Annotated in this window: 12 protein-coding genes and 1 pseudogene; 5 read left to right on the top strand and 8 right to left on the bottom strand. The window is 65.6% G+C overall.

Translation table 11 applies throughout. The features are described 5' to 3' along the window. Positions 1 to 920: 920 nt before the first annotated feature. From RNL97_RS29610 to RNL97_RS29600, 3 genes are all read right to left on the bottom strand, one after another. Complete coding sequence (locus tag RNL97_RS29610) at positions 921 to 1,631, bottom strand: DUF6308 family protein (RefSeq protein ID WP_128844693.1); 711 nt, start codon at positions 1,629 to 1,631, stop codon at positions 921 to 923. Positions 1,632 to 2,144: 513 nt separating this feature from the next. Next, on the bottom strand, positions 2,145 to 2,588 hold the full coding sequence (locus tag RNL97_RS29605; RefSeq protein WP_128844695.1) for a hypothetical protein: 444 nt from the start codon (positions 2,586 to 2,588) through the stop codon (positions 2,145 to 2,147). After that, positions 2,585 to 2,971, bottom strand: a complete 387-nt coding sequence (locus tag RNL97_RS29600) for a hypothetical protein (protein ID WP_128844696.1) — start codon at positions 2,969 to 2,971, stop codon at positions 2,585 to 2,587. The genes RNL97_RS29605 and RNL97_RS29600 overlap by 4 nt, the downstream gene beginning before the upstream one ends. 360 nt (positions 2,972 to 3,331) lie before the next feature. Here RNL97_RS29600 and RNL97_RS29595 point away from each other — a divergent pair, with 360 nt between their 5' ends. After that, positions 3,332 to 4,978, top strand: coding sequence for a caspase family protein (locus tag RNL97_RS29595; protein ID WP_151510174.1), 1,647 nt, complete (start codon positions 3,332 to 3,334; stop codon positions 4,976 to 4,978). 2 nt (positions 4,979 to 4,980) lie between these two features. Then, positions 4,981 to 5,364 (top strand): effector-associated constant component EACC1, encoded by a 384-nt coding sequence (locus RNL97_RS29590; RefSeq protein ID WP_151510175.1) that lies wholly within the window; start codon positions 4,981 to 4,983, stop codon positions 5,362 to 5,364. Positions 5,365 to 5,963: 599 nt separating this feature from the next. On the opposite strand, the gene RNL97_RS29585 is transcribed toward RNL97_RS29590, so the two are convergent. Next, on the bottom strand, positions 5,964 to 6,602 hold the full coding sequence (locus RNL97_RS29585; RefSeq protein ID WP_313751409.1) for a WD40 repeat domain-containing protein: 639 nt from the start codon (positions 6,600 to 6,602) through the stop codon (positions 5,964 to 5,966). A 348-nt stretch (positions 6,603 to 6,950) separates the two neighbouring features. After that, a pseudogene (locus RNL97_RS33155) lies at positions 6,951 to 7,577 on the bottom strand (WD40 repeat domain-containing protein); the annotation flags it as partial. On the opposite strand from RNL97_RS33155, the gene RNL97_RS29580 reads away from it, so the two are divergent. Next, on the top strand, positions 7,458 to 8,171 hold the full coding sequence (locus RNL97_RS29580) for a hypothetical protein (protein WP_192806643.1): 714 nt from the start codon (positions 7,458 to 7,460) through the stop codon (positions 8,169 to 8,171). The pseudogene RNL97_RS33155 and the gene RNL97_RS29580 sit on opposite strands and share 120 nt — an antisense overlap. 119 nt (positions 8,172 to 8,290) lie before the next feature. Here RNL97_RS29580 and RNL97_RS29575 read toward each other — a convergent pair whose 3' ends face one another. After that, entirely contained in the window at positions 8,291 to 10,396 is a 2,106-nt protein-coding gene (locus tag RNL97_RS29575; protein WP_192806644.1) for an ATP-binding protein, read from the bottom strand. 43 nt (positions 10,397 to 10,439) lie between these two features. On the opposite strand from RNL97_RS29575, the gene RNL97_RS29570 reads away from it, so the two are divergent. Both RNL97_RS29570 and RNL97_RS29565 read left to right on the top strand, forming a co-directional pair. Further along, entirely contained in the window at positions 10,440 to 11,933 is a 1,494-nt protein-coding gene (locus tag RNL97_RS29570) for a lipase/acyltransferase domain-containing protein (RefSeq protein ID WP_179222318.1), read from the top strand. A gap of 194 nt (positions 11,934 to 12,127) precedes the next feature. Next, entirely contained in the window at positions 12,128 to 12,424 is a 297-nt protein-coding gene (locus tag RNL97_RS29565; RefSeq protein ID WP_225994815.1) for a PASTA domain-containing protein, read from the top strand. Positions 12,425 to 12,888: 464 nt separating this feature from the next. Here RNL97_RS29565 and RNL97_RS29560 read toward each other — a convergent pair whose 3' ends face one another. Both RNL97_RS29560 and aztD read right to left on the bottom strand, forming a co-directional pair. Next, complete coding sequence (locus RNL97_RS29560; protein ID WP_151510194.1) at positions 12,889 to 14,001, bottom strand: tyrosine-type recombinase/integrase; 1,113 nt, start codon at positions 13,999 to 14,001, stop codon at positions 12,889 to 12,891. A gap of 685 nt (positions 14,002 to 14,686) precedes the next feature. Next, a complete protein-coding gene (gene aztD / locus RNL97_RS29555; protein WP_030584713.1) occupies positions 14,687 to 15,889 on the bottom strand; it encodes a zinc metallochaperone AztD in 1,203 nt (400 codons plus the stop codon). Positions 15,890 to 15,982 lie beyond the last annotated feature (93 nt).

The raw sequence follows: 15,982 nt of genomic DNA, 5'->3' as shown, positions 1-15,982 counted from the left end.
GTGCAAGGCATGACGATGTGCCAATCGTCGGCGCTCCTTCTCGCCGTGTGGCCGTGTTTCTCCGCGTCGTCATTCGGGAGAGTCGAAGTCTGACGAGGAGCAACACGGCTGGCCCTGAGCACCTAGGGAAGGGTCGAAAGCGCTTCGTACCGCCCATGCGACGAGACGACCATCGCCTCCCACAAATCCCTCACCGTACGAGTCGAGTTCGACGAAGCACGCCACCATACCGACCTCGTCTAGACCATCGCGAATTACGACGGCCTCGGAGAGCACCTCTGGCACCACCCTCACCGCCAACACCCCCGTGCCTCTCATCCGGGCGATGTCCAGCACCTCGACGCCCCCGCCCCTCACCACCGTGAGCCACCCGAACGATGTCCTACACGACGCTACCTGGCACGTGGTCACCGCCCCGCCCGCACCACCTGGGCAGCACCAGACCGGACCATCGTTTCAAGTCCACGCCGCATGCCGCAGCCGACCGATGGGCGCTGTACGACGGAGAAGACCTTGACCGAGCGACCTGGACAATCGGCTCCTCCGCCGCGGGCGGAGACCGTCTCGCCGAACTCACCTCCACCGCCACAACCCTCGTTGCCGCACCCACACCCGCCCCCGCAGCACCCACCGCTCGCCGTACCGCGACCGCCACCGCCGCGGCGGTGACCGGGAGCACACCTACGCACCGGTTGGACGCTCCTCGCGATACTTGAGAGCCCTCGCGGGAGACAAGGTCGCGGGACATGCCTACCCCTCGGCCACGATGCGCCCGGATGCAGGACGACGAACTGCTGAAGAAGTGGGCACGCCGGCGCACCGAGCGTCAGGCCGCCTCAGCGCTCTCAGCTGAGCCCCAGCCAACGACAGTCAGCCATGACGGCGGGTGCACCGATCGGTCAGGCTCTCCTGGCCATCGTTCAGGTCAGATGACTCAGCTGGATGCTCTCGGGATCGCCACCGAAATTCCATGCGACGACGTCCAAGACGCGCAGCACGCTCACACCGTCCGGAGCACATCCCATCAGCGTCTTCCACGTATCCGGCTGCTCGTCTAGGTCGCGCGCCATGGCATCGCCGAGAGGTCGGAGGAACTGTGCCCAGGTGCGCTGGGGAGACTTCTTGATCGGATACCGCGCACCGGGCCCGCAGTAGCAGGCATAGACCTGGGTGTCGTAGAGCGGCAGGAACAGTGGACGCTTGCGGTGCATGATCTTCATCAGAATCGTTCCGCCCACCCCGCGGAGCGGGGCCGGACCGTCGAGCAGGCCGCCGATGCGGTGCAACGGCTCCGTGTGCGTGCCGGAGGCGACCGCATCTTGCAGCGTGAGCTTTGGTGGGATCGCCGCGAGCACTGCCTCCAGGTCGGGGCGCACAGCTTGGAGGTTCAGGACGGCATGTAGCTTCGGCGTGACGTTCAGCAACACCGGTGCCAGCAGGTCCCCGTCGTTGAGTTCGTTTGGCCCGCTTCCGGTGTCCATCCGATCGTAGACGGGGAACGCATACGGTCTGCCCTTCGCGGCGACAGCAGCCGCCCGGTTCGCCTCAGCGTCGAAGTACTGCCATATCCACTGCGTGGCTTGGTCCAGCGCCACGCTTCGGCCGCCGACACTCACGGTCTGCCCGCTCATGTCCCCCCTCACCGTGCTGCACATGCGGCAGACCCGTTCGACCACTCCCTCTACGCTCGTATCCGCGCTGGCATGACATGAAGGACCGCCTTCGTCCTCCAACCTCACCCCGAGCCTCGCACCGCGGCAAGACCCTGATCCAGCTGCACCCGAGCGAGCCGACGAAGGCGAAGAAGAAGCCCGCCAGCGAACCGGTGAGGCCTCTTTGGGTACATCTCAGGTATCCACGATGCATGTATGGACGACAACCGAGGACGAACCCGCTCTGGTCGGCAGGGGCACGAACCGTGGGGCACTCACGAAGGCTCCCGCCGGGACGGACCGTCCAGAGCATGCAGCATCCGATCACGTTGCTTGTCCGAGAGGCGAGCCAGCAGGGCCACGACCCGGCCTAGCTCGTCCTCGCCCGACGTCACCGATCACCAGCCAGGTCGAGATCACGCTCGAACGCCTCAACAGGAATCTGCGCCTGCTTCGGCCGGCGCCACGGATGAGCGATGACCTGCGTCACAGTCAGAAGGTGCGTCGGAACAGCGGTGATGCGGCGGCGAGCTGGGCCATGTGGAGAGCGATGGCGGGGTACTGGGTGGCGTACTCCGCAACATGCGTGGCGATCTCGACCTCAGGTGAGGCGGTTCTGCCTGACGCGTACGGGAGGGTGATGATGACGGCCCGGGAGTGGGTGGAGTAGACCTCGATGACGCCCTCGGCGCTTGGCGTCTGGTTCAGCACTTCGGGGATGAGGAGGTCGGGGTTCTTCTTGACGTCGCGGGCGAGGTGGTCGGGGAGGGGGGTGCGGAGCCAGACCTCGTTTTCGGGCAGGTCCCAGACCTTCCAGAGGAGTTCGGTCCGGTCATCGTCGTGTTTGAGCAGGGCGGCGGCGGGGCCGGCGTCCCAGGCGTCGAGGGTGGTGATAGTTGTGTGCGGCTTGAGGAGCCACCGGGCGATGTAGTTCACGGGGTGCCTCCTGCCGGTTCGGGTTCAGTAAAGGCGGCGTTGAACGCGTCGCGGTCTTCCTGCGTCCAGGGTACGGCGGCGGCTTTGCGCATGACGGTGACGTGGCCCTCGTCCCGGCTGTGGTAGATGCAGAACTGGGCCTCGCGTAGAGCGCCGGCGGTGGTGTAGCGAGCCCGGTCAGCTCCGTTCGCCCGCCTTCTGCGTACGCGGCGGGCGAGTTCGTCGACGCTGAGGTGGTCAGTCCAGAGGCTCAGGCCCCACCACACGTCGGATCCGGCGTGTGGAGCGTCCTTGAAGTAGATGACGTCGCCGTACTGGCTGAGCTCGGTGTCGTCGCCGACGTCGTCGAGGTCGGTACTGGGAGGCTGCAAGCCCTTGTACATGGCGGCTCCCGATGGTGCGGATGTCTCCACTGTCCGGCTGCGGCTGGCGCAGCGCATCCGGACGACTCCCACCACTCCCCCGCTGCGCAGCGCGGCCAGGCGCGAAGAGCTTCGTGATCGAGATCTTTAACTTTACGGAACAGGCAACCTACCTCGACCCTCCTGCCGCCTCGGGCTGGGGTCGAGGGGAAAATGCGGGAGCGCGGGGCGGGGTCCCGCATCCTGCGGTGCGTGGTGGGCTGAGGACGGCTTGCCTGTTCCGTAAAGTTCGATCACCGGACTTGGGGCGTATCGATAGAGTGCCCGCACCCCGGATACGGGCCGGGAAGCCACCCGCCCGGCACCCTAGAAGAGGTCCCCTTGAACGCACTTCGCGACGCGGAAATCACCAGCGATCAGCGGCTCCTTCTCATGCTTTTGGGAAGCTCCTGGCACGAGAAGGGCCAGTGGCCCCTCTGGGGCTACGTGCAGCACTACTTCGACACCAAACGCAGAACCGACGCTGAGGCCCTCCTGCGCGCCCTCCCTCGCATCGGCAACCACACTCCCTTCGGCGCCGGCTACGGCTACACCACCGCCGTCGCCGACCACCGCCCCATAGACGAGAACGACACCATCCGGCTCACCCTCGCCGCCTGCTACGCCATACCCGACATGGCGGGATGGGCAGGCAAGCCCTTCATCCGCGTCCTCAAGCACATGATCGACCTCTGGGACACCAAGCCCGTCACCCCCAGCGACCCCGGCAAGGCATACCTCAGCTCCAAGAAGCTCGCCTCACAACTGGACTTGCGCCCACCATTCGTCACCGCCCTGCCCGACCTGCTGTCCTACGAACCCGCCATCAACACCGGCAACGGCAGCACCACCTCCGCCAGCGAGTGGAAACGCGAGATCACCCGCAGCGTCCTCCAGTACCGCGACGCAGACACCATCCACGACTACCTCGACCTCACCTGCAAAATCGTCGAAACCAACGCGGCCCAGTACGCCAACCTGACCAGCGGTAGATACATCGGCAGAGGAGTCGCTGACAGCAATCTGTACGCGCATCCATCAAACACCCTCGCATACATGTCGTATGAGCACGAACCAGTCAGCCCCAGCCTCCTTGGCCCCGCAGGCGCACCCGAAAACACAGCAGAAGCCGCCGGAGAAATGCAGATCTGGCGGGCACAAGAGCAACTCGAAATGCTGCGACGCAACGGCGGCACCCTATACGTGCCGCTTACGCAGAACGTCACGAAGGGCACTCAAGCTAGAGGTGATTCAACGCAGCGGGCTCTTCCCTGCTGGCAGAAGGGTGCGGCGGTATTGATCGGCGTTTCCGACTACCAGAAATTGCCCCCTGTGCCGTCCATCGCAAACAACATTGATTCCCTTCAAGAGATCATGATCGGCAGCATGGGGATCCCCAGCGAAAACGTCTTCGCAGTGAAGAACCCGGAATTTGATTCAGAAGTGCACGAAGCCATCGATCTGGCGTCCGAGGCCGCCGACCCGACAGGCGGCGCCCTGCTCGTATACTTCGCCGGGCACGGCTGGACCGACGCCCGCGGGAGGCTTCTGCTTGGTCTTGTCCGATCCTCAAAGGCACGCTCATGGTCCGCACTCAATTTCAACGAGCTACGGAATCAAATCGCCGACAGCCAGATCGGCAAAAGAATCGTGATCCTCGACAGCTGCTACAGCGGCGCCGCACTGGACATCCTCGGGCAACCCGAAGACCTCGCTAGCGCAGCCGCCATAGACGGCACCTACGTCTTGACGTCGGCGAACGCCACTACACCAGCGCTCGCACCCGCCGGCGAGCGTTTCACCACCTTCACCGGACACCTCGTCAACGCGCTGCGCAACGGCATTCCTCAAGGCCCGCCAGTGATCAACGCCGATACACTGTTCCGCTATATTGAGCGCGTCGCAAAGGCTCGCGGAATTCCCACACCCGGACGCCAGATCGGCGGCGACGGTGACAAAGTAGAAATCATGGCCAATAGATGGGGGTAATAATGACTGAAACCATCGAGATCCGTCAGGCCGACGGAGGGCGACAGCTTGAGGACCTCAAGAGGTTCCTCGTACGCGATCCCAGCACGCGCACGATGGGAAGGTTCCAGCTGAGGAACACCGAACCGGCGGCCGGCACTCTCGGGGACGGCCTCGATGTACTGACCCTCGCGATCTCCGGGACGCTGGCACTTCCTGGATTCGTCCAAGTCATCTCCACCTGGTTCAAATCGCGCGGCGAGGCATCAGCGGCGGTCGAAATCAAGTTGGGTACGGCAAAGATCGCCGTGTCGGGAACGGAGGACCAGGCAGAAATCCGGCGCCTCGCTGACGTCCTGAAAGCGGCCTATCCCCAGGACACGGCATCGTCAGGGGACGGCTCTTGATGCCTAACTCTCGCCAGGCGGCTGAGGGATCCTCGGTGAGCTGACGTACCTCATCCTGGCGGCCAATAGACCTCTGACAGCGGACCCGGACCTGCACACCCCACTCCGCGCCGCCGTACAGTCGTCACGGATCCCCTGGAGGACGGGCGCCCACGGCCGGTCCCGCGTCCCCACGCGTGCGTGAGACCGGCCCCGCTCTCTCACCGATACTCACGGCCGCCGACCGTTCAAAGCACAGCCGCCCGGCGCCGCGAGACTGCGGGCCGGGCGGATAGCTGGCCGCAAGGGGGGCTACCACCGCCCACCCGCCCCGCGCCAGATGCAGCCCAGCCCATTCCTCATCCGAGAGATCACCCCGTCACAACGACCGAACCGATCCACCAGGGGCAGGTTCAGGCCGCGTGACCGAACCTGTCCCCCGGACCTGCACCAGACCCCTGGGAATTCGGCCTTGCCGACGGTGGAGTCGCCCCGTCCATCGGCATCCCCCTCAACCGCGACCAGCCGGTGAACAGCTCCGGCTGGCAATCCACCGCGCCTGCGAGAGCTACCGCAGCGAGGGCAAGGTTCCACTCACCCACTTGAGGCGTGATCGACGCTCACTCGGCCATATCGATATCAACGAAAGCGAATCCGGCCGTGGCACCGACCAGAAGGCCTGATGCTCCCGCACGGTCACCCCGGACCGGGAACAGGGCATGGAGGGGACTCGCTGTGACGATGCGGAGTAGACAGCGGCGCGTTCGGGCATCCCAAACCCGAAGGTTGCGGTCCTTGCTTCCGGTAGCCATCAGCAATTGGCCCTGTGGACCCACGAAGGTGATCAGAGAAGTTACTGCGCTTCGATGGCCCTGAAGCGGCTCTCCCGCTGGTTCACCGGTCAGCGGATCCCAAACGGTGACGACCCCGTCGCTCCCCCCGATGGCAAGCAGCGAACGATGCGCGGGCCCGTCGAACGCGGCCAAGGCTCGTACCTCGCCTTGAAAGCTCTGAATCGGCTGTCCGGCCGGATCGCCGGTTTCGGCATCCCAGACACGTACCGCGCCGTCCTTGCCGCTGGCTGCGAGCAGAAGCTGGCCTTCCGTCCGGTAGAAGGCAGCCAGAGCCGTCACCTCGACACGGCGCTCACCCACCAGTTCACAGAGCCTGCCTTGGGTCAACGGATCCCACACCAGAATGGCTCCGTCCCGGTAGCCCGCAGCAAGCAGTGGTCGGTCCTCCGAGTCACCGAACGTCACTAGGGCAGCCACTGAGCTCTGCTTGTCCCGGAGGAGGCGACCCGTCATCTTCCCAGCCTGCGGATCCCAAACGCACACTGCCCCGTCGCTCCCGCCGACGGCAAGAAGTGGCCGGCCATTAGGACCGGTGAACGCCGCCAGGGCCCGCACCACACTCTCGGGGCTCTGAAGCTGCCTAGCGGCATCGCTGTCGGTCAGCGGGGTCCACACCCGCACCACCGTGTCATGACCGGCCGTGGCGAGGAGTGGCTGATCTCTCTGCCCACCGGATGCCACAAGGGCCCGTACCCCGGCCTTGTGGCCGCGCTCGACCTCACCGCCTTGGACTCTCAGCGGGTCCCATACCCGCACCACTCCATCCCTGCCACACGTGGCCAACAGTCGCGCTCCGTGTGAACCGGGGAACGTCACAAGCGCCAACACGGAGCCCTCGTAACCGTGCATCAGCTCGGAGACCAGCTCGCCCGTCCGAGGATCCCAGAGGCGAACGACCCCGTCCGTTCCCCCCGTGGCGAGCAAGTGCGTACCATCAGCCCCGTCGAACGAGGCCATGGCCCTCGCGAAGCTCCCACGGCCACGCGAAAGCTTGCTGACCTCGGTACCGGACAACGGTTCCCACACCCGGACAGCTCGGCCCTTCGACCCCTTGCCGCCAGTAGCGAGCAAGGTACGGCCCTCGGGGCCGGGGAACGTCGCCAAGGCCATCGCACCCAATTTGTGAGCATGAAAGGCTCTGACGAGCTGAGTCTCGGCCAGGGGATCCCACACGCGGACGTCGCCGTCGGTGCCGGCCGTGACGAGCAGTGGACGGCCAGGGCTCCCGGAGAGTGTCACCATCGACGACACGGTGTGCTGGTGCGCACGCAATGGCCTGGCAACCTCAATGCCAGCCAGGGGATCCCACAGACGGACGCCTCCGTCGGTGCCGGCCGTGACGAGCAGTGGACGGCCAGGGCTCCCGGGGAATGCCACCATCGACGACACGGCGTGCTGGTGCGCACGCAATGGCCTGGCAACCTCGGCCCCGGTCAAGGGATCCCAGAGTCGGACCAACCCGTTCTTGCCGCCAGTTGCGAGCAGTGCTCGACCTTGGGGTCCGGGGAACGCCACCACAGCCCGAACTCCGCCTTCGACGGCCAGTCGTTCTCCAACCTGGGTTCCCTTGATCGGATCTACTACCAAAACGCCGTCTCGGCCGCCTGCAGCGAGGTACGTGCGGCCGTCCGCTCCTCGAATCACTGCGAGACATGTAAGTACTGTCCCGGCATCCGCCACCACGTTGTTTGGCGTCTGCCAACGGGCGAGTCGGGGGCGGACGGTGACATTCTCGCCGAGCTGTACACCCCGTGTGGCGAGAGCGAATTCGAGGCTGACCTGACGCGTCCGCTGGTCCGCACCGTCCAGGAATGGCTCAATCTCAGCCCAAGCCGCCACAGCATGCTGGTCTGGCCGCGGGGCGATTGGCAGTCCGAGGCGGCCCCGGAGCCTGCCGTCAGTGTCCCAAGGAAGGAATGCCGCAGGAAGAGCTGCATCGTTCAGGACGTGGCCGAGGTCTGCGTGCTGGGATAGGTGCCGGCGGATGTAGGGGTGAAGTGGGACGCCAGGCTCGCTGTGGACCAGTTCGGCGAGACGATGAGCGATGCGGCGATGGATCTCGACCTGCGAGTCCGGCTGAGGTGCTGAGGTCATCACTGCGACTCCATTGCCGAGGTGTGCAGGAGATGGGGCTCGCTGCGCAGAACCTCGGCGAGACGCTCGTGAGCAAGGCGATGCACCGTGCGGCCGTCCTCTGTGTCCTGGGCCAGGTATCCGACCAACCGACTGGCCCTGAGGCCGACAATGGCGGACTCGGAGTCTGGCAGCGGCCGGTCCAGGACGGCTTCGGCGAGGGCCGGCCAGATCGGTCCCCAGGGGATTCCGGCCCCCTGGGCGAATGCAGCTGCTCTGAGCAGAGCCAAGGCTGTTTCGGACGTGAGTCGCGGGGTGCTCAGCTCACGCAAATCTCGACGAAGCATCCCGACCAGTCCCCCGCCGAGGGAGTCCCACCATAGTGGGTCGGTGAGCAAGTCTGCGGGTGACTCGTGTTCGCGAAGCTGCCCACCGGCAATACGAGCATCGAGGAAGGAGACATTCGGGATCCTCGCAGTGATCCGGCGTGCGACGTCCGCGGCGTCAAACGCGGCATCAGGGATGTCGTCGAGCAAGGCTTGCAGATACTCCTGAACGTCGGCGGTCGTTTCCGGGCCATCCGTGCGCAGCTGCATCGGTGGGATCTGGGTACGCGAGGTGCCGGTTGCCAGAGTCAGGGCCTGTCTCACGTGGTCGAGGAGAGCGACATCTTGAACGGGCTCCCCCGTGCTTGGCACACCGGGTGCGGCGCTCGTGAGGTGGCTGCGGACACCGATCACCAGCCGGAGCGCGGCCTGCCCCGCCTGGGCCAGCGGCGCGACAACCTGGCTGACCAGGAGGTAGGGGTCGTCGGCCTCATCCAAACCGTCGACGACGAACGTGGTGGTGCGACCGCTGCTCGCAAGCTCACGCAGGACCTTCAGCAGGTGTCCACGCATGTCGGTGAGGCGGTCAGTGCCGGGCTCTGGTTCCGGGGCTTCTTGGCCGAGGCCGTCAAGGAACGCAGCGACGACCTGCTCGGCTGTGCGCTGGCGGGCGAGAAGCGCGACGTCGATGGAGCCTGCCGGGGGAACCGTGTCAGGGGGCGAGTCGGCGATTGCGCCGGAGTAGGCCGGGTTGGCACGGAAGCCGGCGTCGCTCAACGTCACGGCGCGGGCGATCACCGCAGACTTTCCACTTCCTGCCGTACCGGTGACGATCAGCGAGGGCGCGAACCCCGATGGCGGTCCGGCTTCAAGGAAGCTCGCAAGTACGTTGGTGAGGGGCCGGCGCCCTGAGAAGTACCATCCCGGATCCGCTCGGTTTGGCCGACCGCTGGCCCGGTTGATCCAGTAGCGCAGGTCCTCCTCCGTCGCGGCGACCTGGCTGCGCTGCGGTGCGACGAGCCGCGTGGTGGGCTGGTAGCCAGGGTTGGGAAGGCAGAGGTGTGGTGTACGGGAGCCGTTCATGCCCAGCAGCGCATGCGGCGACTTATATCCGGTGGCCTCGGACGCATCGTGCAGCTGTTCCATGAACTCGACGAAGGTCAGGTGCTCACTCGTCAGTTCGGCCGAGGTGCTCAACTGCTTGTGTACCTGGGCCAGGAGTGCACTCAGCTCGCGGACTCCGACCGTAGTGCCGACGTCAGTGGCGGCGAGCACAGCCAGAGTGGGGCTGTTGGACCGAGGCTGGTTCAGATCGTGGGTCAGTTGTGCAAGGCCTATATTGACTGCGCGGGAGTAGCACGTATTGACGATGACAAGCACGTGTTTGGCCTCGGAGTCCAGGGCTGCTGCGATCAAGTCGGAAGTGCGGTAGGCAGTGGCGAGCAGCCGTTGGGGGTCAGTCCCCGGCAACATCAGGAAATGGCTCCCGGCGGGACTGGCCTCACCGTGCCCTGCAACGAAGAAGAGGATGGCATCGTCGGCGGGGGCATCCCGGAGTTCGGATTCATTCAGAAACGCCTCCACGTGCTGGCGCTGCTGCAGGTCGGGTACCTCCTCGCGAGTGAAGCTCCGCTCACCGAGCCCCGGGTCGCACCACCAGCCCTCCAGAACCTGGAGCTGCTCCTTCATACCCTCGCTGAACTCTGGGTCCTCATTTGCGTAGCCCTGGACTGAGACAGCCAGCAGCCGACGACGAGCACCACCGGCCGTCGGATGAGCGGCACTCCTGTCACTGTCCATGACGCTAGTCTGCAGGACGGCGGACAGGAGGGGGAGCAGAGGCATGCGAGAGGCAACCAGTGGTATCTGGTACCCAGGAGCACGACAGAGCCGGGACGTCACCCCCGACGCGGTCATTGTCGTTCCGGGAATCATGGGCAGCGAACTCATAGAGACGGAGACGGGCAAGCTGCTTTGGGGGCTGAAGCCAGCCATGCTGGGCCGGGCGTTCGGACACAGCGGCGGCCTCGATGCGCTTCGGGCGACCGAGGCCGAGCTGGACGGGTCTGGGCGGACCCGGGTGCTGCCGTCGGCCCTTCTACAGATTCCAGCGTGGGTACCTCTAATCCATGGCATCGAGCCTTACCACGACCTCCTCACGATGGTGCGCGACACGGTCCCTACGCCAGCTGCGGTTCTGCCGTTTCCCTACGACTGGAGACTCCCGGTCGAGTACAACGGGCAGTTGCTCGCTGACGCGGCACGTCGGCACCTGGAGGGTTGGACCGCGACCGTTCTGGCCACCCCTGCGCTGCGTGCGCTGTGCGAGGAGCGGATGCCACAGTTGGTCTTCGTGGCACACTCGATGGGCGGCCTGGTTGCCCGGGCTGCCATCTACCAACAGCCCGATTTGCACGGGGACACCCGTGCTGTCGTCACCCTGGGGACACCGTTTCTTGGATCGGCGAAGGCCGCCATGATGCTGAACGGTGGGCGGCGGACCGGGGGCATCAGCGGCATGGTCCTGGATCGTCTGCAGCGCCTGACCGTGACCCTTCCAGGTATCTACGACCTGCTTCCGGACTACCGTTGCGTCGACGAGGGCTTGGAAGTCGCCCGCCTCACGCCGCAGACGGTGGCCAGGATCGGAGGTGACCCCTACCTCGCAGAGGCCTCGATGCGCTTTCAACTGAAGATGCGCCTCGACCACATGGAGGCCATTCCGGCTCACCGGGCCGTCGTAGGTGTCGCGCAGCCGACTGCGCAGAGCGTCCGCATCGAGGCCGGCGTGGTCCAGCCGCAGTACACGTCGTTCATTGCTGGAGAGCACGGGGACCTGAGGCGCAACGAGCACGGTATCCCGGAGCGGTTGGACCGATGGGGAGACGGAACGGTGTACCGCGACGCAGCCACACACGGCGCCGAAAAGCCGGTCTACCTGCCAGTGCAACACGGCTCCCTGGCCAAGGACGACGTTGCACTCCGATATGTCCATGGCGTGCTGACCGAGAAGAGCGCTTACGCGGGCCCACCGATGGGGCCTGGCGAAGTCGGACTAGACCTGCCCGGCGAGGGAGCCATCGCAGGTCGAGCTTGGCAGTTGCGAGTGACCGGTCGCGACCGACCGGTCGGGGTCAGGTGCGAGGTCATAAACACCGAGACGGGTGCCGTTGTGGCAACGCCACGCCTGTCCACCAAGGAGGACTGTCTGACTGCCAGCGTGACACTGACGGAGCCCGGTCTGTACCGCGTCCGGGTTCAAGTAGCGGGTACACGATCGGTCACCCAGCTCCTGCTCGTATTCGGGGCGGAGTTGGAGGGACGGCCGAACCTCTGACGGTTCGCAGGAAGTCTATGGCTTACCCACAACTGAACTTGGAGAGCGAGGAAGCCAAAGCACAGCGCGCAGGCTTCCTCGCCCCCAAGTAGCACGAGGCACTCGGCCGCGAGCGGCTCCAGGCTCTCGACCGGAACTGGGAGGTCTGTAGCCAGACCCCAGGACCGGGAGCAGGCATCGACACCAAGACCGCCGTGGACTTCGGTGCGGTCAAGCTTGAAGAAGCTTGCCCCGCCACGGACGCGCCCGCCCCGAAGCCAGCGGGCGACGTCATGCCGAACTTCGTCGGCCAGGGGATGAAGGCCGCCCGCTCCACGCTCCCGGCAAATGCGAGCATCACCGTGAAGGATGCGGTACAGCGCCGCAGGGTCCTCCAGGAGTCGAACTGGAAGGTCTGTACGCAGGACCCGAAGGCCGGCGCCGCACTCACCGGCCAGCCCTTGACCTTCCCCGTCGCCAAGACTGAGGAGTCCTGCCCTTTAGCTGGGTAGCTGTCAGGACGGGTGCCCCTCTGCTATGCGACGCCGCACCAACAGCACCCCTCGTGCACCACAACAGCGGCGGCAACAAGTCGCTCAGACTCATCGCCCACAGAGATGCAGCCTCCTCATCCAACCTAGACTCGGAGACAGTCAGGGACGGCGATCGCCAGGTCGTACCATCCCTCTTGCTACGTTGTGTAGCCATCCCCGCCGCCGAGATCACGATCCCATCCGGCGGCAACCCGCCGCCGCAAGCTACCTCCGCTGGGGGAATCTGGGGGGAATGAGGCCTCGTTGGGGGGCGGCTGGGGGGAATCGGCTGCATATACGGGGAGCAGGGTGAAAGACTCGGAAAGGTCGATCGCTGCAGGTCAGACCGCCTGAGTGGCCAATTTTCGCAGGTCAGCCCGCTGAGGACGACGACTTCAAGAAGATCTCCTCGCCCTTGTAAGACCATGGGCCCTACGCGCTCGTCAGGCTGCTTTCCAGAGGCCGGCATCCAGGATCCGGGCAGCCTTGGTGATGCTGCCCGGCATCAGGTGCCGATAGGTCCGGTACGTCTCCTCGATGGACTTATGGCCCATCCACTCCGCCACGTCGGTGATCGGGATGCCACCGCCGAGCGCGTTCGAGGCGAAGTAGTGCCGGAAGCCGTACATCCCCACCCCCTCCTCCGGCGGAAGGTCAGCGAAGAGCCTCCTCACTCGCCGCCGCTCCATTGGCTCTGTGTAATACCCATTAGGGCCGCGCAGCAGGTAGCCGTCCTTCGTGGTGCCGTACTTCTCCGCGTAGCGTTCAATCGCCTCCCGCACCGACCGGGGCAGAGGCACTTCCCGGAACTCCCCCGTCTTGCGGTGCTTCAGCTTCGCCGGCCTCAGCGTGTTGGAATGGATCTGCTCGCGCACCCGGTACACGTCCTTGGCCACGACGTTGTTGACGTTCACCGCCCGCGCCTCGCCGTTGCGCAGGCCGCATCCCGTCATCATGGCGATCTCCAGTGCGAGGTCCTCGTCGGCGACCGTCAGCGCCTTCTTCACATAGGCGAGGGACGGAATGGCGACCTGTTCGCGCACGTACTCGGGTTCCTGGACTCCTTTCACCGGGTCGTCCGCCATGGCCCCCTTGGCATACGCATCCCGCAGGATCGTCTTCAGGACCCGGAATATGTTCACCTGGTTCCCGCGGCCAACCCCGTCGCCCTCCATCTCGTCCAGGAAGCGTTCGACCACGATCGGTGTGACCGAGTTCAGCTTCCGCGATCCTAGGCGCGGGACGATGTGCACGTTGATCGAGCTGTCGACGTGCTCCCCCGTGGAGTAATCCGTCATCTTGCGCTGCCGAGGCCGCCACTGCTTGGCGTACTCCCCGACCGTCAGCTGACCCAGTTCACGGCGGGCCGCCGCCACGGTCGGCGCTGTGGTCTTCTTCTCCGCGTACACCTGCGTAAGACGCTCCATCGCATCATCCTGCGTGGCGTATCCGGACTCCTCACGCTGCTTGCCGAGCGCGTCCCGGTAGCGGATCGAGTACGGGTGAGGGCAGCGGGTGGGCTTCGCGCAGCCGCAGTCCTTGAAGAAGGAACCCATGCCGCGGGCGAGCTGTCGGGCCATGTGTCGTGCACCATCCGTTCCGGCCCAAGAATCATGCTCAGGCGCCGCACTGCAGGTCGCAGGTCAGCAAGCGGGGACACGTCCGGGACGCATGCTGACCGTTTGCTGACCTGAGGGGGGCACATGATGCCCCTGACCTGCGGCAACGCCAAATAGCTAGATCTTGGACTTGAACATGGTGCGCATCATCGGAGAGCTCCCGAGTTTATGGCTCCCTGCCTGCGTTTTTGCAGGTCAAAGGCTGTATCCTCACTTTACAACGAGTCGCATGTTCGGGCAGCGTTCCCCAGGTCTTTCAGGACTCATGCTGACCACTGGCCGACTTTCCTGATGCTTCGCCAGGTGACAACGGGAGGGCCCGCTCAACCTCCCGAACTCCACCGGGACGACTCCGCAAGCTTACGCAGCTCTCCCCTGTGGGTATCAGTGACCACCATCACCCCGACGAGCCGACAGCGGTTGGCGTACCTCCACGCCCGATGCAGGGGAGAACCGAACGCGACCCGACACAGCGATCGACCTCGAACCAGCCTCAAAGCGCAGTCCTGTGTTGCGGGAGAAGGCTCTGAGACTGCGGTCAAGCGCACCGCCATGGATGCGTGTGCCCTCGCCGCCGCGGCGTCGAGCCGCGGCGGCGAGGGCACACGCGGGGTCAGGGTGGTCAGTGTCCGGCGACGACGCCCGACAGTTCGTTGGTGCTCTTCGGCAGGGTGACCGAGGTGATCTTCTTCCCCGTCTCCACGTCGATGGCGTGCAGAGCCTTCTTGCCGGGCTCGGAGACGTAGGCGACGTGCCCGCGCACGAACAGGGTGGGCCGGGCCTGCTGCCAGTCGAGCGGCTCCTGCCAGTCGCCCACGACGGGGATCTTCTTCTCGATCTTGCCGGTGCCCGGGTCGATGACGTGGATGGCGCCGTCGGTTCCGAGGACCAGGGCCTCGCCGTGCGGGCCGCGGGCCAGCGAGCGGAAGGAGTAGCTGGTGCCCAGATCCACCAGGCGCAGCTTCTTCTTCTCGGTGTCGATGAGGGAGACGCGGGTGGGGCGTTCCAGCTCGGCGTCGGGGTCGGTCTTGTAGTCGCCCAGCAGAACGGGCGAGGCGTCGCTGCCGGCCTGGTTGCCGATGCGGCCGTAGTCGTCGGGGGAATCGATCTTGGTGAACTTGCCGTCCTTGTAGATCAGGATGCCGTCCTCGCAGCCGACGCCGACGGCTTCGTCCTTCGCGGCGGCTTCGCCGTGGACACCGGGGCAGTCCTCGTTGCGTGCGATTTCCTTGTTGTTCCGGTCCAGCACCAGCGCGCCGGTGCGCTTCTCCTCGGTGCCCAGGGTGCTCACGAGTTTGCCGTCGGCCAGTTCGATGGCGACGCCGTGGTGCGCCTCGGCGGAGGTGTAGGTGCGCCCTGCCGGCTTCTTGCCTCCCCTCAGCGCGGTGGGGTCGAAGACGTGGACCTCTCCGGTGCCGTCGGTGAAGAGCACGGTCTTCGCGGCGTGACGGACTACGTGGCCCGGCTTGGCGCCCTTGTACTCGATGTCGGTGAGGGCCTGGGCGGAGGCGTCCAGGACACGGAATCCGCTGTCCGTGGAGACCATGACGTGGTCCTTGTCACCTGCCGGATTGACCCGGTTGAAGCCAGGCAGGTCAAGGGTCTTGGCGAGCTTCAGGCTCTCGCCGTCGAGGATGTAGAGGCCGCCGTCGAAGGTGGCGACCAGCGGCTCCTTGACCGCCACCGCGGGCGTGGCGTCGGCGGTCTTGCCGGACGCGGAGTCGGTGGAGGAGGAGGTCTCTCCGCCACAGGCGGTCAGGACCGTGGCGGTGGCCAGCGCCAGTGCCGTGCCCGTGAGGGCTCTGCCGCGTATCGACTTGTTCATCGGTCTGTTCCTTTCTGCACCGCGCTGTGGCGGCATGGGGGTACGACGAGCCGGCGCCCGATGGGCGGGTGTGCCGGGAGGACCGGGGGGACA

This window comes from Streptomyces parvus (assembly GCF_032121415.1).
GTDB classification, from domain to species: Bacteria; Actinomycetota; Actinomycetes; order Streptomycetales; family Streptomycetaceae; genus Streptomyces; species Streptomyces globisporus_A.
This window is presented reverse-complemented; position numbering and strand designations above follow the sequence as displayed.

Bases quoted from the DNA above. Each gene is read 5' to 3' on its own strand.
- RNL97_RS29610 (WP_128844693.1), bottom strand. From the start codon at position 1,631: ATGAGCGGGCAGACCGTGAGTGTCGGCGGCCGAAGCGTGGCGCTGGAC.
- RNL97_RS29600 (WP_128844696.1), bottom strand. From the start codon at position 2,971: ATGTACAAGGGCTTGCAGCCTCCCAGTACCGACCTCGACGACGTCGGC.
- RNL97_RS29590 (WP_151510175.1), top strand. From the start codon at position 4,981: ATGACTGAAACCATCGAGATCCGTCAGGCCGACGGAGGGCGACAGCTT.
- RNL97_RS29575 (WP_192806644.1), bottom strand. From the start codon at position 10,396: ATGGACAGTGACAGGAGTGCCGCTCATCCGACGGCCGGTGGTGCTCGT.
- RNL97_RS29570 (WP_179222318.1), top strand. From the start codon at position 10,440: ATGCGAGAGGCAACCAGTGGTATCTGGTACCCAGGAGCACGACAGAGC.
- RNL97_RS29560 (WP_151510194.1), bottom strand. From the start codon at position 14,001: ATGGGTTCCTTCTTCAAGGACTGCGGCTGCGCGAAGCCCACCCGCTGC.
- aztD (WP_030584713.1), bottom strand. From the start codon at position 15,889: ATGAACAAGTCGATACGCGGCAGAGCCCTCACGGGCACGGCACTGGCG.